At 36.7% G+C, this 19,946-nt stretch carries 21 protein-coding genes and 1 other annotated feature; of the genes, 13 read left to right on the forward strand and 8 right to left on the reverse strand.

Annotation, left to right across the window (positions count from 1 at the left end):
- Positions 1-232: 232 nt before the first annotated feature.
- The 4 genes from WAK64_RS17255 to mnmL form a co-directional block, all read right to left on the reverse strand.
- Positions 233-1,003 carry an SDR family NAD(P)-dependent oxidoreductase gene (locus WAK64_RS17255; protein WP_336588242.1) on the reverse strand — a complete coding sequence of 257 codons (771 nt, stop codon included), beginning with the start codon at positions 1,001-1,003 and terminating at the stop codon, positions 233-235.
- Positions 1,004-1,059: 56 nt separating this feature from the next.
- Positions 1,060-1,362: an ArsR/SmtB family transcription factor gene (locus WAK64_RS17260; RefSeq protein WP_336588243.1), complete on the reverse strand. Its 303-nt coding sequence runs from the start codon at positions 1,360-1,362 to the stop codon at positions 1,060-1,062.
- 255 nt (positions 1,363-1,617) lie between these two features.
- A complete protein-coding gene (mnmM, locus tag WAK64_RS17265) occupies positions 1,618-2,190 on the reverse strand; it encodes a tRNA 5-(aminomethyl)-2-thiouridylate-methyltransferase MnmM (RefSeq protein ID WP_336588244.1) in 573 nt (190 codons plus the stop codon).
- Positions 2,187-3,152: a tRNA modification radical SAM protein MnmL/YtqA gene (gene mnmL / locus WAK64_RS17270; protein WP_336588245.1), complete on the reverse strand. Its 966-nt coding sequence runs from the start codon at positions 3,150-3,152 to the stop codon at positions 2,187-2,189. The genes mnmM and mnmL overlap by 4 nt, the downstream gene beginning before the upstream one ends.
- A gap of 196 nt (positions 3,153-3,348) precedes the next feature.
- Between mnmL and WAK64_RS17275 the strand changes: the two genes are divergently transcribed.
- The 6 genes from WAK64_RS17275 to WAK64_RS17300 all read left to right on the forward strand — a co-directional run bounded on the left by WAK64_RS17275 (position 3,349) and on the right by WAK64_RS17300 (position 9,446).
- Complete coding sequence (locus WAK64_RS17275) at positions 3,349-3,618, forward strand: YtzC family protein (protein ID WP_336588246.1); 270 nt, start codon at positions 3,349-3,351, stop codon at positions 3,616-3,618.
- 18 nt (positions 3,619-3,636) lie between these two features.
- The gene (locus WAK64_RS17280) at positions 3,637-3,810 is read left to right on the forward strand and encodes a glycogen biosynthesis protein GlgD (protein ID WP_336588247.1); all 174 of its coding nucleotides are present in this window, start codon (positions 3,637-3,639) and stop codon (positions 3,808-3,810) included.
- A gap of 323 nt (positions 3,811-4,133) precedes the next feature.
- Positions 4,134-5,324, forward strand: coding sequence for an MDR family MFS transporter (locus WAK64_RS17285; protein WP_336588248.1), 1,191 nt, complete (start codon positions 4,134-4,136; stop codon positions 5,322-5,324).
- Between the two features lie 103 nt (positions 5,325-5,427).
- Positions 5,428-5,647 (forward strand) — a binding site (T-box leader).
- 138 nt (positions 5,648-5,785) lie between these two features.
- A complete protein-coding gene (gene leuS / locus WAK64_RS17290) occupies positions 5,786-8,194 on the forward strand; it encodes a leucine--tRNA ligase (RefSeq protein ID WP_336588249.1) in 2,409 nt (802 codons plus the stop codon).
- A gap of 71 nt (positions 8,195-8,265) precedes the next feature.
- Positions 8,266-9,051: a GNAT family N-acetyltransferase gene (locus WAK64_RS17295; protein WP_336588250.1), complete on the forward strand. Its 786-nt coding sequence runs from the start codon at positions 8,266-8,268 to the stop codon at positions 9,049-9,051.
- Positions 9,052-9,131: 80 nt separating this feature from the next.
- Positions 9,132-9,446 carry a rhodanese-like domain-containing protein gene (locus tag WAK64_RS17300; protein ID WP_336588251.1) on the forward strand — a complete coding sequence of 105 codons (315 nt, stop codon included), beginning with the start codon at positions 9,132-9,134 and terminating at the stop codon, positions 9,444-9,446.
- A 402-nt stretch (positions 9,447-9,848) separates the two neighbouring features.
- On the opposite strand, the gene WAK64_RS17305 is transcribed toward WAK64_RS17300, so the two are convergent.
- Entirely contained in the window at positions 9,849-10,028 is a 180-nt protein-coding gene (locus WAK64_RS17305) for an H-type small acid-soluble spore protein (protein ID WP_336588252.1), read from the reverse strand.
- A gap of 137 nt (positions 10,029-10,165) precedes the next feature.
- Between WAK64_RS17305 and WAK64_RS17310 the strand changes: the two genes are divergently transcribed.
- Positions 10,166-10,348, forward strand: a complete 183-nt coding sequence (locus WAK64_RS17310; RefSeq protein WP_336588253.1) for a sporulation protein Cse60 — start codon at positions 10,166-10,168, stop codon at positions 10,346-10,348.
- Positions 10,349-10,374: 26 nt separating this feature from the next.
- Here the strand turns inward: WAK64_RS17310 and WAK64_RS17315 are convergent, their stop codons facing one another.
- Positions 10,375-11,631, reverse strand: coding sequence for a BaiN/RdsA family NAD(P)/FAD-dependent oxidoreductase (locus WAK64_RS17315; RefSeq protein WP_336588254.1), 1,257 nt, complete (start codon positions 11,629-11,631; stop codon positions 10,375-10,377).
- Between the two features lie 146 nt (positions 11,632-11,777).
- Here WAK64_RS17315 and WAK64_RS17320 point away from each other — a divergent pair, with 146 nt between their 5' ends.
- Both WAK64_RS17320 and WAK64_RS17325 read left to right on the forward strand, forming a co-directional pair.
- Positions 11,778-13,400, forward strand: coding sequence for a putative polysaccharide biosynthesis protein (locus WAK64_RS17320; protein ID WP_336588255.1), 1,623 nt, complete (start codon positions 11,778-11,780; stop codon positions 13,398-13,400).
- A gap of 35 nt (positions 13,401-13,435) precedes the next feature.
- Positions 13,436-14,155 (forward strand): pseudouridine synthase, encoded by a 720-nt coding sequence (locus WAK64_RS17325; protein ID WP_336588256.1) that lies wholly within the window; start codon positions 13,436-13,438, stop codon positions 14,153-14,155.
- Positions 14,156-14,221: 66 nt separating this feature from the next.
- On the opposite strand, the gene WAK64_RS17330 is transcribed toward WAK64_RS17325, so the two are convergent.
- Complete coding sequence (locus WAK64_RS17330; RefSeq protein ID WP_336588257.1) at positions 14,222-14,443, reverse strand: DeoR family transcriptional regulator; 222 nt, start codon at positions 14,441-14,443, stop codon at positions 14,222-14,224.
- A 425-nt stretch (positions 14,444-14,868) separates the two neighbouring features.
- Here WAK64_RS17330 and pepV point away from each other — a divergent pair, with 425 nt between their 5' ends.
- Together pepV and dat are read left to right on the forward strand one after the other, a co-directional pair.
- Positions 14,869-16,287, forward strand: coding sequence for a dipeptidase PepV (pepV, locus tag WAK64_RS17335; protein WP_336588258.1), 1,419 nt, complete (start codon positions 14,869-14,871; stop codon positions 16,285-16,287).
- Between the two features lie 22 nt (positions 16,288-16,309).
- Positions 16,310-17,164 carry a D-amino-acid transaminase gene (dat, locus tag WAK64_RS17340; protein ID WP_336588259.1) on the forward strand — a complete coding sequence of 285 codons (855 nt, stop codon included), beginning with the start codon at positions 16,310-16,312 and terminating at the stop codon, positions 17,162-17,164.
- Between the two features lie 168 nt (positions 17,165-17,332).
- Here dat and cysK read toward each other — a convergent pair whose 3' ends face one another.
- On the reverse strand, positions 17,333-18,265 hold the full coding sequence (gene cysK / locus WAK64_RS17345) for a cysteine synthase A (RefSeq protein WP_336588260.1): 933 nt from the start codon (positions 18,263-18,265) through the stop codon (positions 17,333-17,335).
- Positions 18,266-18,402: 137 nt separating this feature from the next.
- Between cysK and thpR the strand changes: the two genes are divergently transcribed.
- Together thpR and WAK64_RS17355 are read left to right on the forward strand one after the other, a co-directional pair.
- Positions 18,403-18,954 (forward strand): RNA 2',3'-cyclic phosphodiesterase, encoded by a 552-nt coding sequence (gene thpR / locus WAK64_RS17350; RefSeq protein ID WP_336588261.1) that lies wholly within the window; start codon positions 18,403-18,405, stop codon positions 18,952-18,954.
- Positions 18,955-18,972: 18 nt separating this feature from the next.
- A complete protein-coding gene (locus WAK64_RS17355) occupies positions 18,973-19,938 on the forward strand; it encodes a nuclease-related domain-containing protein (RefSeq protein WP_336588262.1) in 966 nt (321 codons plus the stop codon).
- The last annotated feature ends 8 nt before the right edge of the window (positions 19,939-19,946 follow it).

Raw genomic sequence — 19,946 nt, forward strand, 5'->3', positions numbered from 1 at the left:
TACTATTCTACCTATGTTATGTCGTAATTGCTCCTATGGTCACCCATGTTGAAATTTTATCTGGATGCTATTCTTTAAATAGTCGGGGGAAGACGTCCGGGATTGTTGGACTTCACTGTCACCCAACTTGTATAAAGACATTACAAGATAAACAGAGGTACCGATAAAGTGATTTTTTAATTCTTCGTTAGTCTTGTCTCTCATTTCAGTACGAATTGAAAGTATACATGTTCTATTTCAAGTTTTTTAAAGATACTTTTGCAGATAGTTTGACAACCCTTTTTCTAGACAACAATCTAGAAGATTGTGCTAAAAAATAGTTTTTCTTACCATCAACTGCAAAGCTCTTTCCATTTTCAATTCCTCGTAAAGCAGTTTGAACAACTTGTTTTGGTGTTCTAGTCACACTTGGAGTCTTATCTCCAGCTGCTTCAAAGAAATTTGTATTGGTCGCTCCCGGACAAATGGCAAAGAAGGTAATTCCTTTCGATCGATACTCTTCTGCTAAAGATTCAGTAAAGGATAATACAAATGCTTTCGTAGCAGAATATACCGCCATATATGGAACAGGTTGAAAAGCAACTAGAGAAGCAACATTGATAATTGTTCCTGCCCCTCTTTTAACCATTGATGGAAGAAATTCATGAGTAAGATCAACAATTGACTGGACATTCACTGTTACTTGCTTATGATCGATTTCTTTTTCATTATTCAAAAATTCACCTGATGTTGCAAAACCAGCATTGTTTACTAAATAATCAATAACTAGTCCTTTTTCTTTAATTGTTTCACTGATATCTTTTGCAGCATACTCTACGCTTAAATCAGCTGTTATTACCGTTGCTTTCACTTTGTATTTTTTCGTAATATCTTCAGCTAATTTATCAAGTGCAGTTTTTGTTCTTGCTACTAATACTACATCCATCCCTTTTTCTGCTAATTGATAAGAAAATTCTTTTCCTATACCTGAAGAAGCTCCTGTAATTAACGCTGTTTGTTTCATAATTTTCCCCTTTCAACTTTCAATATATTTTTAATTCAGCATTTAATGAAATATTATTAAGTACACTCTTTTTCTACAATATTTAGTAAATTTTTCAATTGATGAATCGATTCAGTTAGCGATAGGGTATAGAATCTTTGTGTTCCTTTTTGCTCTATGTTCACTAAGCGATTGTCTCTTAACATTTTTAAATGATGAGAAATTGCTGGTCTGGACAAGCTCAAGTGACTGGTTATCTCATTTACGGATAATCGTTCATGTTGAGCGAGTAATAAAATAATATCTTGTCTTGCAGGGTCACTAAAGATTTGTAATAAAGACCTACATTGACGAAATACAATTAAGGCTTCCTCTGACACTCAAATCCTCCTTTATTAAAATATTTTTATAACGTTTATTAGTTTAAAAGTTTAAACTAATAATAAACACCTCTTTACAAATTGTCAACTATTTAGAAAGCATAGAATGGGTTAAAAACCTTTTTTGCAATTATTAGTGAAATAGATTAGGAACAAATAAAGAAGCACATTTCTGTATAAAAGAAACCTGCTTCTTTATTTTAGATGATTGTGCTCATATAACAATGTCAATAATGTCAGTAGAAGAAGAGTAAGTTATTTTTTTTCAATCGCAATAATAAATGGTGGGTGGTTCTGTCCGTTAATAAATTGATATTGAAGAACATGTGCTTTTTGTTGATCTAGCTGACTAACAAAAGTAATTACTTCATCACGCTCAATTTTTCCTTCGTCATGACCGTGATAAATGACCAGAACAATTATTCCTTCAGGGGCTAACAGCTCTAGTAAGTCTTCTAATGCTTTAATCGTCGTATTGCCTTTGGTCACGATACTTTTGTCTCCACCTGGGAGATAGCCTAAGTTAAAAATAGCTGCTCTTACTTTTCCATGTATTTCTGCTGGGAGAGATGACTTAATATGCTCGTGTCCGATTGGGTGAAGGGTTACTTGCTTTTCAAGGTTTTCATTTTCTAAACGAATGGTAGTATTGCGTAATGCTTGTTCTTGAATGTCAAAGCTATAAACATGTCCAGTCTCACCCACTAGTTTTGCAAGCATAACACTATCATGTCCATTCCCCATCGTTGCATCGATGACTATATCCCCTTTTCCAGCGGCCCTTTCTAATAGTTGATGCCCAAAAGGTAGTATACGGTCAAGTTTCATTTTACTATCTCCTCTGCTGAAACATAATATTTTCCTTGCCAGCTATTTCGTTTCTTAAGTTCCGCATCTATCGCGTTCAGAACTTGCCATTTATTGACACTCCACATTGGACCAATCATTAAATCGATTGGACCATCTCCAGTAATACGGTGGACAATCATTTCAGGTGGAAGAATTTCTAATTGGTCACAAACTAAATGAATGTAATCTTCAAATGATAGAAAATCTAGCATCCCTTTTTCGTATTGCTTTACCATTGGTGTTCCTTTTAGAAGGTGAAGCAAGTGAATTTTAATTCCTTGGACATCAAGGTTTGCAACCGTGTTAGCTGTTTCCATCATCATGTCGTGACTTTCTAATGGAAGTCCGTTAATAATATGAGAACAAATTCGAATGTTATGTTTTCTGAGTTTACGAACACCGTCAACATAAGTACTATAATCATGCGCACGATTAATTAATAGTGCAGTTCGTTCATGTACAGTTTGAAGTCCTAATTCGACCCATAAATAAGTTCGTTCATTTAACTCAGCTAAATACTCTACAACATCATCTGGTAAACAATCGGGACGGGTGGCAATGGATAATCCAACGACGCCCTCTTGTTTTAACACGGTCTCGAATTTTTGTCGGAGGACATCGACAGGGGCATGAGTATTCGTATAGGCTTGAAAATACGCCAAATATTTTCCATTGTTCCACTTTTTGTGCATTTTATTTTTAATTTCATTAAATTGAACTTCGAGAGAATCAATACGGTTTCCAGCAAAATCACCAGACCCGGCAGCAGAACAAAACGTACAGCCACCGTGTGCGACCGTACCATCACGATTCGGGCAATCAAATCCACCATCTAATGCAATTTTAAAAACTTTATGTCCAAATTCGTTGCGAAGATGATAATTCCAAGTATGATACCGTTTGTTGTCTGATGCATATAGAAATGGGTTTGTCTGAGACATTTCAGACACCTCCTATAATCATTGTCATTCATTTATACATACAAGAAATTTTATCATGAATAGAGAAATGGGGCCAATTAAGATGGAGGAATAGGCGACTTTTACCACTTATGAAGGAAAATAACTCGGAAAAACTAAGTTCGAAACATCCCAGTGATTACCTTCACAATTATTAATGATGAAAGGGAGGGTGAATATGGCTACGAGAGAATCAGTTGAGGCTTGTTTACAGCAATGTGAGAATGCCATTCAAATTGCACAGCAGCAATATACAGCTGGAACAAAACAAGCGCATTACCACGATGAAGATTACTCCAATGCTCTTCAAGGGTTAGAAAATGCAGCTAATGAATTGTTAAAAATGACCGATAGCGCCAGTCATCAGCAACGTGAGCAATTGCATCGTATGCGCCTTCAAGTGCAACAATTACAAAATGAAATGATTTTATTAGACCATGATCATTAAATTAAGGAGAGGTTAAATTTGGTAAAATCACGTTCAAAGCAAAATAATCCAGAACAAAAAACACGATCCGCCGAACGGAGTCTAGATACTGAATTTGGTAAGGAGTATAATCCTGTAAAAGCAGCAAAGAAAAAATACGAAAAACAAAGTCAACCAATAACATCAAAACAACATACAGAAATACCGGATTAACGATGAGCAGGGAAATCCTGCTTTTTTATATTTAAATTTTGATCCGTATTTTTCAGTGTGCTTCACAACTCTTGTCGTTTTTGAGAGTAGTGACGGTTGGACGTCTGTACTTAGGTTTCGTTCCTTAATGATGTCTAGCTTCGTCGACTTGGGGCTCGGGGTCAACTACCACCCCACGCAGGAAATCAGGATTTCCTGCGTGCTTCGTCAAATGCCTGTCGCTGCTGAGCGACCCGACTGCGCATTTCGGTGTTGCATATAGTATTAAAAACTATTAAAATACTTCTATTATCGAAATATATTTTAGAAGGGACGGTGCTTTTATGCCAAGGGCGTTGTGGTTGCTTGTGCTCGGAATGGTCGTGAACGTTACAGGATCCTCTTTTTTATGGCCGTTAAATGCAATTTATATAAATGGGCATCTCGGTAAGTCTCTTACCGTTGCGGGGATTGTTTTAATGCTGAATGCCGGTGCTAGTGTCGTTGGAAATCTGATCGGTGGAATTCTTTTTGATAAACTTGGTGGGTATCGTTCGATCATGACTGGGATAGCCATTACGTTAGTTTCTTTAACAGGTCTAAATTTTTGGCATGAATGGCCGTACTATGTATTTTTTCTTCTGTTTATCGGTTTTGGGTCTGGTATAGTCTTTCCATCAATTTATGCGTTGGCCGGATCTGTTTGGAAAGAAGGAGGTAGGAGGGCATTTAATGCTATTTATGTAGCACAAAATGCAGGAGTAGCAATCGGAGCAGCACTAGGTGGAGTGGTTGCTGACTATTCCTTTGATTATATCTTTTTAGCAAACTTGTCTATGTATCTAGTATTTTTCGTTATTGCATTTTTTGGATATCGAAATATTGCTCATCAGTCTGTACAACAAACGAATGTGTTAAAAGAAAATAAGAAAATTATTAATAAAAATAAGTTCACTGCACTGTTAATACTATGTGGAGCCTACTTATTATGCTGGGTTGGATATGTACAATGGCAGTCAACCATTGCCACTTATACACAAGAAATTAACATATCATTAAAGCAGTATAGCATTTTGTGGACGATTAACGGTTTGATGATTGTGTTTGGACAACCTTTTCTTCGTCCGCTTATAAAGCGATTTGATCAAAATTTAAAAGGACAAATCATCTTAGGTATATCCATCTTTATGGTATCATTTGCTGTTGCAGGAAATGCCGGTGCCTTTAAAGGGTTTGTAGCAGCCATGGTGATTATCACAATTGGTGAAATGCTCGTATGGCCAGCTATACCGACAATTGCTAATCAATTAGCTCCAAAAGGAAGAGAAGGTTTTTATCAAGGGATTGTTAATTCAACAGCGACAGGTGGGAGAATGATTGGTCCTCTGTTTGGTGGTATATTAGTTGATCTTTATGGAATGTCGATTTTATTTTATGTATTAATCGGATTGTTGATTATTGGAATTTTTCTGACCGTTTTCCATGACCGTCTGTTAAAGCGTAATGAAAACGTAACGGTATCGGAGTTTCTATAATGTTTACTCTTTATAAATTGTGGATAAAATAAAAAAATCTACAAATGGTCCAATGGTACTTGCAACTCAACTGAATATTGCATACAATAAAAAACAAATCATATTTAATGCATTGAAAAGGAGTAGTAATGAATGACTTTCGTTATTAGAGAGTTGACGGGTGGTGCAAGTCAACCGAAAGGGTCATGAACTCGCCTTGGAGTTGTAAACATGAAATGAGTAGTGTTTACCGTTTGTCCGCGTTAAGGACTGTGAGCCGAGTGCATCTATTGCACTAATTTGGGTGGTACCGCGGGAGTATAAGTTAACCTCTCGTCCCATGTTTGATACATGGGGCGAGAGGTTTTTGTTTTATTTAAAAACAAAATAACATTTCTCGTTGCCTTATCAGTCGTATTAGGGCAGTTGGTTCATACACTCAACTTCGATGCTATTTTTACTTAAAAAAGGAGGAGTCACCTATGAGTTATAAACATGGTGAAATTGAAAAAAAGTGGCAACACTACTGGGAAGAACAAAACACGTATAAAACAAGTGAGGATGCTGACAAGCCTAAATTTTATGCATTAGACATGTTCCCGTATCCATCAGGTGCTGGACTACATGTAGGGCATCCAGAAGGCTTTACTGCAACGGATATTCTCTCAAGAATGAAGCGTATGCAAGGCTATAATGTTCTTCATCCAATGGGGTGGGATGCATTTGGTCTTCCTGCCGAACAATATGCGCTTGATACAGGAAATGATCCAGCCGAATTTACAAAAGTGAATATTGATAATTTTCGTAGGCAGATAAAGTCATTAGGTTTTTCTTATGATTGGGACCGTGAAGTGAACACGACGGACAAAAATTATTATAAATGGACACAATGGATTTTCACCAAACTTTATGAAAAAGGATTGGCATATGTGGATGAAATTCCGGTGAACTGGTGTCCAGCGCTTGGAACTGTATTGGCGAATGAAGAAGTCATTGATGGAAAAAGTGAGCGCGGGGGGCATCCTGTTGAGCGTCGACCTATGCGCCAATGGATGCTAAAAATTACTGCCTATGCTGATCGTTTACTTGAAGACCTTGAAGAGTTGGATTGGCCAGAAAGCATTAAGGATATGCAGAGGAACTGGATTGGACGTTCAGAGGGTGGAGAAGTCATCTTTAAGGTTGATGGACATAACGAAACATTGGCTGTGTTTACGACTCGTCCTGATACCATATTTGGAGCCACATACGCGGTGCTAGCACCTGAACATCCTTTAGTAGAAAAGATTACAACTTCCGACCAAAAAGTAGAGGTTGAGACTTATATTGATTCTATTAAATCAAAAAGTGACCTTGAACGCACAGATCTTGCGAAAGACAAAACAGGTGTTTTTACAGGTGCCTATACGATTAACCCAGCAAATGGGGAAAAAATGCCGATTTGGATTGCCGATTATGTGCTTATGAGTTACGGTTCTGGTGCTATTATGGCCGTACCTGCCCATGATGAGCGTGATTTTGAATTCGCTCAAAAATTTGATCTACCAATTAAAGAAGTAGTAGTAGGTGGGGACATTACAAAAGAAGCATATACGGGTGAAGGTAAGCACATCAATTCTGATTTCCTGAATGGTCTAGATAAAGAAGAGGCAATTAAAAAAGCACTTGTATGGCTTGAAGAAAACGAAATCGGTTCTAAGAAAACGACTTACCGCCTTCGTGATTGGCTATTTAGTCGTCAACGTTATTGGGGTGAACCGATTCCAGTTATTCACTGGGAGGATGGAACAAGTACGGTTGTAAAAGAAGAAGATCTTCCACTAGTACTTCCAAAAACAACGGAAATCAAGCCATCTGGTACAGGAGAATCACCACTTGCAAATATTGATGAATGGGTAAATGTTGTCGATCCTGAAACAGGGAAAAAAGGTCGTCGTGAAACAAATACAATGCCTCAGTGGGCGGGTAGCTGCTGGTATTATCTACGTTATATCGATCCGGATAATGCAGAACAACTAGCTGACCCTGAAAAGCTGAAAAAATGGCTTCCTGTGGATATGTATATTGGGGGAGCTGAGCATGCTGTTCTTCATTTGCTCTATGCTCGTTTCTGGCATAAATTCCTCTATGATATTGGAGTTGTTCCTACAAAAGAGCCATTCCAAAAGCTATTTAATCAAGGAATGATCTTAGGGGAAAATAATGAAAAAATGAGTAAGTCAAAAGGAAATGTTGTCAACCCAGATGAAATTGTAGAGAGTCATGGTGCTGATACACTTCGACTTTATGAGATGTTTATGGGACCACTAGATGCCTCAATTGCCTGGTCTGCTACAGGTCTTGATGGTGCTCGTCGTTTTATTGACCGCGTTTGGCGTCTAATGGTTGAAGAAAACGGAAGCTTAAGTAGTAAAATCAAGGATACGAGCAATGGTAAGCTTGATAAAGTGTACCATCAAACCGTTAAGAAAGTTACAGAGGATTATGAAGGTCTTCGCTTTAATACAGGGATATCTCAATTGATGGTATTTATTAATGATGCTTATAAAACCGATGTACTTCCAAAAGAATATATGGAAGGATTCGTGAAGCTTCTCGCACCAATTACCCCTCATATTGCAGAAGAGCTTTGGAGCAAGCTAGGAAATGAAGGGACGATTTCTTATGAAGCTTGGCCTACTTTCGATGAGGGAAAACTTGTAGATAATGAAGTTGAGATTGTTGTACAAATTAATGGTAAGGTTCGTGCAAAACTATTGGTTTCTCGTGAAGCAACTCGTGAGGAGCTTGAGAAACAAGCATTGGCAGAAGTACAAGAAACAATTGAAGGAAAAACGGTTCGAAAAGTGATTGCTGTTCCTGGAAAACTCGTTAATATTGTTGCGAATTAATCATAATGAAGCAGGGTATCCTGCTTCATTATTGTTTATCAATAGATAATAATTTTGTTAGGAGGGGGAGTATGATCAGAAGGCTAAATGGGGATGATCACCGTCAAGTAATGAATTTGCTTCAGCCTAAGTCAGCTGAAAACCTATTTATTATTGGGGATATTGAAGCATATGGCTACGAACAAGATTTTCAGATGCTGTGGGGGGATTTTGATTCTGAGGAGAATCTTAGAGGCGTATTGCTAAAATATGAAGAGAACTATATTCCTTATGCAAGTGAAATGTTTGATGTCAAGGGATTTTCAAATATTATAAACAAAGATCAATACTGGACGATGCTATCAGGGCTTAAAAGAATCACAAGTATGTTTCAACCTTTTCTTAACAGGAAGCTTATAAAGAAAAGAGAATTATTTTATGCGAAGTGTTATACAGCTGATAAGCTTATTCTTCAAGACATGGAAAGCGTGAAAAAAGCTAATGTGGATCATATTGAGGAGATTGTAGACTTATATGATCAAATACCCGAATTTGAAAGTACTGAAGGTGTAGAAAGGAAAAGGCGTAATATGGTTGAAGGGGTATCCAGGACTTATTTTATCGAGCGCGACGGTAAAATGATTGCGGCTGCTTCAACTGCGGCAGAAAATACACTATCTGCTATGGTCGTAGGAGTGTGTACACTGCCAGCCTATCAGAAACAGGGTTATGCAACGAGATGTATAAGTAAGTTGACAGCTGATGTGCTAGCAGAAGGGAAAGAACTTTGCTTATTTTATGATAATCCTGATGCAGGTAAAATATATAAAAGATTAGGTTTTGAAGAGATAGATGAATGGGTGATTTATCGTTATTAAGCACTTAAAAGCCTAGAGTTTTAATCCTTCTAACGGCTTTGCTATAATAAGGGCATGTGAACAAGAAAGGGTGATGAGTGGTGGATCAAATTAAAACAATTACGCCTGAAGAGCTACAAAGAAAAATTCAAAATGGTGAAGAGCTTTATCTTGTAGATGTTAGAGAAGATGAAGAAGTGGCAGAAGGAATGGTGAAGGAAGCAAAGCACATTCCGATGGGGACAATTCCTGAGTCATTAGACCAATTCGAGAAAGAAAAGGAATATATTTTTATTTGTCGTTCAGGTCGTCGAAGTGAAAATGTTTGCTATTTTATGCAGGATCAAGGCTTCAAAGTGGCGAATATGGAAGGCGGAATGCTAGAATGGGCTGGGGAAACTCAACGCAAAGCATAATTACATAATTATTGCTGAAAAGAATAACCTCAGCTTGTTTAAAAGTTATTAATTAGCAAAATTCTATAAATGGAGCACTTAATTTCTATCTTTCTTAGTAGACGTTTTGTGTAAGGGTTATTTTCCTATTTTTTATGAATTTTATGTAAAATGGGGAAGAAGCCCTCACAAATTGATACTAGCTTAATATGATAGTTAGTGTACAAGCTTCTCCGTGTCAAAAAGCTTAGTACTACTCCTTTGAAACACCCGACTCGTTGTAGTGGGGTGTTTATTTTTTCTTTCAAATACGATGGTTTCGAATTGTTTCAAAATCATTTGATCTTATTCTTTGAGATTAAATTACATAAAAGAAACCCTCTGAAATGGCTATTCAGGGGGGTTCTTTTTAAGTGTCAGCTTTTACGCTTCTTCTAAGTCAGCGATGGAAACTTGTGTACGTTCTTCTAATGGGCCTCTAAGGTGAACAGTTGCCATTTTTCCATCTTCGTGAAGTTCATCAATCCATACGGAAGCGCCATTGAATTTCACTTCAATTTCAGCTGATGATGAGAAGATTTGTTTGGCTCTATGTAAATCCATTTAAATCCCTCCTTGTTCAGATAAAAATTTCCATTCTAGTATGTGTGTTTTTTTCTTTCTTATTCTTTTTTAGTAAACAAGAATAATGACTCACTCGTAAAATAGAATGGTATAAAACAGGACAAGGAGGTGTAAGAGTGCTACAGGTTAGACTATTTGATTATGAGCACGAACAGGATTTACAAAAAGAATTAAATGCTTTTTTAGCAGGTTTTTCTTCTCGAGATATTATTGATATTAAATATAATGTTTCCGCTGCCACGACGGATAAGGAACAAATTTATTGTTTTTCAGCTATGGTAATCTACCAAGCAAAATAAGAGCAAGCTAATAAGTAATTCTGCTATTAGCAATAAAATGCAGCATTCAATCCAGCCAATCGCCCTGTCACTAGAGCTGAGGTAATGTTATATCCTCCCGTATAGCCATGAATATCTAGAACTTCTCCACATAAATATAATCCATTCACTTTTTTGGAAGCCATTGTCTTCGGTTCAATTTCCTTTACTGAAATTCCTCCGCCGGTTACAAAGGCTTTATCGAGTGGGAGCGTTCCGTGAATCTTAATTTTAAATTGTTTACTTAATGAGGCAATCCTTCTTTTAGTTTCTAGTGAAATATGCCCTCCCTGCTCTGATGGGTTGATTTCACATTGCTCAAGTAAAAATAATAAATATCGTTCAGGAAGTAGTCCTTTTAAACTATTTTTTATCGCTTTTTTCGGTTCGTCACCAAGTAAGCGATGGATTTTTTCGGCTATTTTGTGTTCATTTTGGTCGGGTAGTGCGTCAATTGACATGTAGACGAAATCATTTTTACTTTTTTTCAATTCCTTTACAACGTATTGTGAACAACGTAAAATAGCCGGTCCAGATAGACCAAAATGGGTAAAAAGCATGTCCATTCTATGTGTGACGACAGGTTTTCCGCGCTTATTAAGGACACTTACCCCGACATCTCTAAGGGCAAGTCCTTGCAGTGTTTTATCCTTTATAAATTCTTCCTTTGATGTGAGTGGTACTTCTGTAGGGAATAATTCTGTGATAGTATGTCCGGCTTTTTCTGCCCATGGATAGCCATCACCAGTAGAGCCAGTATGTGGCACGGATTTTCCGCCAACGGCTATGACTACTGCTTTACAAGGGATTTTCTCTTTATCTTGAAGTAAAATTCCTTCTGTACGACCTTCTTTATAGAGGATATCCTTAACAGGAGTATTTGTTTTCACTACTACGTTTAGCTCTTTTAAGCGATTTAAAAGTGCATCCACAACCGATTGAGCTTTATCCGAAACTGGGAACATTCGACCATGATCTTCCTCCTTTAATTTCACGCCAAGATTTTCAAAAAACGTGATAATATCCTCATTATTAAATACGGAAAAAGCACTATACAGGAATCGGCCATTTCCTGGTATATGACGAATGATCTCTTCTATTGGGAGGCGATTTGTCACGTTACATCTTCCACCGCCAGATATGGCAAGTTTTCTTCCTAATTTATTCCCTTTATCGATAAGGAGGACTTTTTTACCTTGTTCTCCAGCTGCGATGGCAGCCATTAAACCAGAAGGGCCCCCACCAATTACTACAACATCATACATATGTATTCACCAACTTTTTTAAGCTTTTCTTATTTTATAATGGTTTGTAAAGTCAAGCAAATGTTACGAAAAAAATTGTCATTCTCTCTATAGAGGTGTAAACTACAAAAAGATAAACATTTTGTCAAAGATTGTAGGGAGAATACATGTCATCAAAATTATTTCGAGGTACTCTCATTTTATCGTTAGGGACATATATATCCAAATTTTTGGGCTTGTTTTATGTTATTCCATTTTATGCACTTATTGGTGGCGAGGATAATGCTGCCCTATTTTCATATGGTTACACACCATATACGATATTTTTATCAATTGCGACAGCGGGTGTACCATTAGCTGTATCGAAATTCATTTCAAAATATAATACGTTAGGCGAATATGAGGTAGGACGAAAGCTTTTTAAGTCAGGACTTCTTGTTATGGTTTTAACAGGTATCGCTTCCTTTATCGTTATGTATGCTTTTGCTCCTTATTTCGCAGACATAACGATAGCTTATAATGATGAACAGAAGGTGAAGGTCGAAGATGTCACGACCGTGATTCGAGCCGTTAGCTTTGCGTTACTTATTATTCCGTTTATGAGTTTAATTCGAGGGTTTTTCCAAGGACATCAATCAATGGGGCCTTCAGCTGTCTCACAAGTTGTCGAGCAAATCGTTCGCATCGTCTTTTTACTAGCTGGGGTATTCTTCGTTTTAAAAGTAATGAATGGCTCTTTAACAACGGCAATAGCGCTCGCAACGTTCGCTGCATTTGTAGGAGGAGTTGCTTCCTTAGCCGTTTTAATGTGGTATTGGATAAAACGAAAGCCGAAGCTAGATGCATTGCCAAGTAAAAGTCCTGGTACGCTCACCATTTCCTATCGAGACATGTACAAGGAGATATTGGTTTATTCCGTTCCATTTGTATTCGTTGGCTTAGCAAATCCCCTTTTTCAAGTAATCGATCAATTCACAGTTAATAAAGCAATGGGAGCGATTGGATTGGCAGCAGATGCCGACAGGTTCTTTGGAATATTAAACTTTAGTTCCCATAAGCTTGTTATTATCCCAGTATCATTAGCTACCGCCTTTTCCATGACGTTAATTCCATTAGTGACAGAATCGTTTGTAAAAGGAAGCCGAACCGAATTAAAACATCAGATTGACCAAACATTCCAAGTGTTGATGTATTTAACAATCCCAGCGGCTATTGGAATATCGATATTGGCAGAGCCAGCCTATACAATTTTTTACGACCATAGCATCGATGGGACAATGGTTCTTAGGGCATATGCACCTGTAGCCATCCTATTTGCTCTTTTTGCTGTGACAGCAGCGATTTTACAAGGAATTAATGAACAGAAGTATACGATATTAAGTCTATTAATTGGATTACTAGTGAAGTTAGTCCTTAATATCCCTCTCATTGAAAAGTTTCAAATATATGGAGCAATTATCGCTACAACATTAGGCTATTTAATTGCCATTATCATTAATTTGTTCGTCATCAAGCATTATGCAAAATATAATTTTAAAATGGTAAGTAGAAGAGTGATGTTAATGGGGATTTTTAATATTGTCATGGCTATAGTGGTATGGATTGTGTATACACTATTACAGCTTCTATTAAATCCAGCTAACACCTTATCTGCAGTTGTAATTGTGACCATCTGTGGAACCATCGGAGCATCTCTCTATTTTTACTTAGGTTTTAGAAGCTATTTAATTGATAAATTATTTGGGGACCGTGCAATAAAGTTACGTAGAAAACTGGGCTTAGGCTCTTGATGATAAATACTAATAAAGTTGAGAAAGGGTAAGGTATGAGATTAGATAAACTACTAGCAAACATGGGCTATGGAAGTCGAAAGGAAGCTAAGCAGTTATTAAAGGGTGGAGGAGTCCTTGTAAACGGAGTCCCAGCTAAAGACGGAAAACAACATATTGAACCTGAAAGTGATCATATAACGGTGAATGGAGAAAGGATCGAGTATAAAGAATATATATATTTAATGATGAATAAGCCACCAGGAGTGCTATCTGCAACAGAGGATAAGTATGATGAAACAGTGATTGATTTGTTAGAATTTGAAGATGCAGTTTATCAGCCATTCCCTGTCGGACGATTAGACAAAGATACGGAAGGACTTATGCTCATCACAAATGATGGTCAGCTTTCCCATTCTCTCTTATCTCCGAAGAAACATGTCCCAAAAACTTATTACGCAAAAATAGCTGGAAAGGTAACAGAAGCGGACATACTTACATTTAAAAGGGGAGTCAAGCTTGATGATGGGTATGTCACAAAACCGGGAGATTTGGAAATCCTGTTATCTGAAGAAAATTCTGAAATCCTTCTTACCATTATGGAAGGTAAGTTTCATCAAGTAAAAAGAATGTTTGAAGCAGTAGGAAAGCATGTTACGTATTTAAAGCGAGTCTCAATGGGATCTTTAAAATTAGATGAGAGCCTATCATTAGGAGAATATCGTGAATTAACAGACGAAGAGGTTAAATTATTGAAGTCGTTTAATAATATTTAATAACTCATGTCAAAATCATCAATAAAAAACCTCGCTTATTCAGCGAGGTTTTTAGATTATCTATCGTTAAGAAGAAATTTTGACCTTTTTTTGAGTTGTTGTCCATCTGCCTCGACTAGGACTTTCGACCAAGTCGTTATATGCTAGAACGTTTAAATCTCGTTGAACCGTCCGAGGAGTGATTCCAAATTCCTCGACTAGGTCTTGCGTTGTGACGGTTCCATTGTCTTTAATAAACATGTAGACGGATTTAATGCGCGTAAGCATTCGATTAGTAGAAGGTTTCAACAAACCACTCCCTCATCATTTTTCCTCTGGCATAGACGACGGATAGCTACGGATGGACAAGAAGACGTCCAAGAATATCTTAGTCTCTCTCCGAGCAAACAACTCCTTTATGTAAGGTATGTTTATGATTTTATTTATATATTTATTTTACCTCTTTATGCTTAATAATACTAGGAAATGTTGAAATTTACAAAAAATTTCCCTTTCTGTATTCACATTTAGTCGACAGTCCCTCAAATTCCATCTATAGAGAAATATTTTCCCTTTATACAATGGGGTTAAGGAAGCTATATTTCTATACAAAATAAGGGTGATAAAAGGGATCATGGATAAACAGGAAAAAATATTTTCTTTGTTTTCTTTCTAATTGTATTGAATTGAGTTTACAATAGGAATCAGATACAGCATAAAAAAGGAGACAGAAAATGAAGCAGATTAATTGGATGGAAGAAGTAGAAAAGCGAAAAAATGAGCTTTTAGCAAATACAAAATCACTGCTGCAAATTAAAAGTGTATTAAATGATACACAGGCTTCGTCAAATGCCCCATTCGGTCAAGGAGTAAAAGAGGCTTTAGATTATATGCTAAATATGGGAGAAAGAGATGGATTTATAAGTAAAAATGTTGAAAACGTTGCTGGACATTTAGAGTTTGGTGAAGGGAAAGAGTTATTGGGAATTCTTTGCCACGTCGATGTTGTACCAGAAGGGGACGGCTGGAGCGTCGACCCATTTAGTGGAGAAATAAAGGATGGGAAAATCTTTGCTAGAGGAGCTATTGATGATAAAGGGCCAACAATGGCAGCTTACTTTGCAATGAAAATTGTCAAAGAACTAGGAGTCCCTTTAAAAAAACGAGTTCGCATGATAATTGGAACGGATGAAGAAAGTGAATGGCGCTGTGTCGATACATATTTTAAGCATGAAGAAATGCCAACAATGGGATTTGCTCCAGATGCTGATTTTCCAATCATTCATGCTGAAAAAGGAATCGCAGATTTTGATATAGTTGTTCCGTTAAAGAGCTTGCCTGAGCTTCATCACAAATATGAACTGCTATCCTTATCATCAGGTAGGCGATACAATATGGTTCCTGATTTTGCTGAAGCGGCTATTCTTGTTCAAGAGGACCCGACTATCATTTGTCAGTCCTTTGACGATTTTTTAAAAAAGGGTAATTTAGAAGGTAGCTATTATATAGAAAATGGTCAACTATATCTTCAATTAAAAGGAATATCTGCTCACGGAAGTACTCCTCAAAATGGTAAGAATGCTGGTTTATTACTAGCGACGTTTTTAAGTGATTATGATTTTGATGAAAATGGAGCGAAGTACCTTGAAGCAGCAACAAGCTGGTTTGTTAATGATGTACATGGAGAAAAATTAGGAATATATTATCAAGATGATGTGACAGGACCGCTCACAATAAATGTTGGAATCCTGAATTATGAGAAAGGGATTGAAGGGAAATTTGGGTTAAATATGCGTTATCCCGTCACCTTTAAGCTAGAAGAAGCAAAAATGAAGCTGCAAAATCTTTTCTCAGAAAAAGGATATATAATAAAGAATTTTACGGATTCGAAACCTCATCATGTGGATGAGAAAGAAGAATTGATTCAAACATTAAAGAGAGTCTACGAAGAGCAAACGGGAGATAAAGCGGAGTTAATTGCTATAGGTGGAGGAACGTATGCTCGTTCTTTAGCAGCAGGAGTGGCATTTGGACCACTTTTCCCAGGAAGAGAAGATATTGCCCACCAAAAAGATGAATATATGTATGTAGAAGATTTGTTAAAAGTTACGGCTATTTATGCTCAAGCGATATATGAATTAGCTACAAAATAAAATAGAAATGAGGTTGGGACTAGTGGAGAAGGTTTTATATAATGGAGAAATTGTGAATCGTTCAGATTGCTCTGTTCAATTGGAAGATCGTGGATATCAATTTGGGGATGGAATTTATGAAGTTATACGAGTTTATCAAGGGAAATTTTTTACCTTAGAAGAACATCTCGATCGGTTATTCCTAAGTGCAAAAAAATTAAGCATGGACTCTTCGTTGGACTATACAACTTTACTATCATTATTAAAAAAATTGGTAGACGTTAATGGAGTGGTGAATGGAACCGTCTATCTACAATGGACTAGAGGTGTAGCAAAGAGGCACCACCAATTTCCTGTGCCATCCGCTAAAGGGACAATTATCGCTTATACAAACTCACTAGAACGTCCAATTTCAAATATCCAAAATGGAGTAAGTGCAAAGCTAGTTGAAGACATTCGCTGGCTTCGGTGTGATATTAAAAGTTTAAATTTGCTTGGTAACGTTTTGGCAAAGGAGGAAGCGATAAAGGCAGACTGCTTTGAAGCTATATTACATCGTGGCGAAATTGTTACAGAAGGATCATCGTCTAATGTATATATGGTGAAAGAAGGGAAACTATACACTCATCCTGTCTCAAATCTTATCCTTGAGGGAATTACACGAAAGGTTGTTAAAAGAATTTGTGGAGAGGAAAATGTAAGCCTAATTGAACGCCAATTTACGGTAGAGGACCTAAAATCAGCAGATGAAGTGTTCATAACTAGTACTACTGCTGAAGTTATGCCTATTATTAACATTGATAATGAACCAGTGGGTGGTGGTAAGCCTGGTAAACTCACTGTGCTATTGCAAAATCGATTTCAAGATCAAATTAATCAGTTAGGTGCTCTCCATTAATATGGGTACTGAAATAAAACATTGCTTAATGAAGAACTCGTTGTTCATCAATTTGAGCGGCTATAATTATTTTGTGATAAAAAAATAAGAGACAAAAGAAGCTACAATACAACGAAAATAGAAATAACGAAGTATTGTAGCTCTTTTTTGTTGAACGAATGAAGTGTTCTATTCAAAACGAAAGACGTCGCTTGATAAATAACGCTCGCCGGTATCACAAGCAATACTAATAACAACATCATTTGGTGAGAGCGTTTTGGCCACTTGAACCGCGGTAAAGCATGCCGCACCAGAAGAGGGGCCAACTAATATTCCTTCTTCACTTGCTAGTCTACGTGTAATAGTATAAGCGTCTTCATCCTGAATTTGATGAATTTTATCATATATATTTTGGTTTAATATTGGCGGAATAAACCCAGGGCTTGTTCCAACAAGTTTATGTTTACCTGGCTTTCCTCCTGATAAAACAGGAGAGCCAGCAGGTTCAACAACATGAATTTGTAAATCTAAATAATGCTCTCGTAAAACCTCTCCAGTCCCAGTTATGGTTCCACCTGTCCCAGCAGTAGCAACAAAAGCCGAAAGGGGTTTTCCCATTTGCTTCATTGCGTCAATGATTTCATTGGCGGTTGTCCTTCGATGAGCATTTGGATTAGCAGAATTTTCAAATTGCATTGGCATAAAACTGTTAGGGATACTGTTAACAAGTTCTTGTGCTTTTTTAATTGCGCCGGGCATTTTATTAGCACTAGGAGTAAGGACAACTTGAGCTCCGTATGCTTTCAAGAGATTGATTCTTTCTTGTGTACTTGAATCGGGCATTACTAAAATGGCTTTATATCCCCTTGCTGCGGCATTCATCGCTAGCCCAATTCCTGTATTTCCACTCGTAGGTTCTATAATCGTGGAGCCTGGTGTGAGGAGTCCAGCTTGTTCTGCTTCTATAATCATTTGAAAGGCAGCTCGATCCTTAACACTTTTACTTGGGTTATAAAATTCTAATTTTAAGTAGATATCAGCCCCGTCGGTAGGACTTAAGGAATTTAATTTAACTAAAGGGGTATCCCCTATTAGGTCAGCAATATTATGAACTACTTTCATGTGTAATGTCCTTTCTTCATTTAGTTAGTTATATTTTACCTATATCGCTAGCGGTAATCAAACATCTAAATACTACTACTTCTTTACCCGAAATTTGCTAAAATATGATTATCACCGTTTATGAAAGGGTTTCTATTATGAAAGCGCATTTTTTTCTAGCTGTACCATTAATGAAATCTGTAAAAAAATCTTTGTATGAATGGACACAGTCGGTCGAACAACGCTTTCCTTTTCAGCGTTGGGTTCACCAAGAAGATTATCATCTTACCCTAGTTTTTTTAGGAGAGGTGACAAGTGAGCAAGTAATGTTATTACAAGAAAAGCTGAAACTTTTACCATTTTCCCCTTTTATGATAACCATTAATCGTATTGGTACGTTTGGAAAACAAGAAAATCCTCGTGTTTTTTGGGCAGGTATAAAAGAAAGCGAAGAGCTTTATCGATTGCGAGAGTATGTGTATAAGGTTTGTCAAGAAGCGACTTTTCAATTAGAGAAACGCCCATTTTCTCCTCATGTCACAATCGCTAGAAAATGGAAAGGGGAAAGCAACTATTTACCATTAATGGAAAAAGATACTCTTGATAATTTGAACTCTTCTTTTATAGTTAAGGATATTGTTCTTTATCAAACACATATGGATAGACTTCCAAAATATGAAGTAATTCAAAATTTTCCTTTAATGAAGTAATTAAGAAAGGAAAGAAAGATGGCTCAGTTAATAAAACTGCAAGATTATATTTCACGATATGAAGTAGATATATTTCGGTACCCTACTCAGTTTGTTCGATTGAAAAAACAACAATGGGAAAAGGTATATGGAATGTGGAAAAAGGATGGAATAGCAGAAAATAGTAATTACGAAGATGATTCTCATAACGATATTTTGGAAAAGCCTCTTCATAGGAAACTGAAATTATTGTTTAATAAAGAGAGGGAAACGGAAAGAGTTTTATTCGATCAAAGTCGTGAGGAAGATAATGATACGATGTTGTTTTTTACTAATTTTCAAACTTTCCCTGAAAAAGAGGTAGAGTTGAAAAAACAGTTTCTGGATCAACTTTTCCATTTTCAACTTAAATGGGCTAGCTCTACATTAATTGAGAAGTCTTTTGTTGATTCTAGTTATAATCGAGACCAAAATCTACGTTATTTTCTACAACGTTTTCCTGATAACTATTTATTAATTTATAATCCTGTGCTTCAATTGAAGAATGCGCCTGTTGAATTAGAGATTCTTCTATTGACACCTAAAGAAGTGATTTGTATAACCTTTCTAGAAAGCTTTGATGGGACAGCTTATATTGGAGGGAAAGAACGCTTTTGGACAGAAATATATAAAGATAAAGAAAAAAAGATTGTAAATCCTATAATATCCTTGAAGCGAATGGAGAATATTGTGAGTAATATTTTTTCTCATCATAAAATTGATTTGCCCATAAAAAAACTGATATTATCGCGGAATGGTTTTATCGATTATCCTACTTTACCGCAAGATGTCATGAGTATTGATCAGCGAAATTATGATGAGTGGTTTGAGAAAATGAGATCATTTCGATCACCAATAAAAAATAATCAAATACGGGCAGCACAAGCGATCTTAACTTATTGCCAAACAACAAGCTTCAAACGCCTAGAATGGGACGAACATAAGGATTTACCCAAGGGAGAATAAGAAGTAGA

Source organism: Bacillus spongiae, from assembly GCF_037120725.1.
GTDB lineage: Bacteria > Bacillota > Bacilli > Bacillales > Bacillaceae_K > Bacillus_CI > Bacillus_CI spongiae.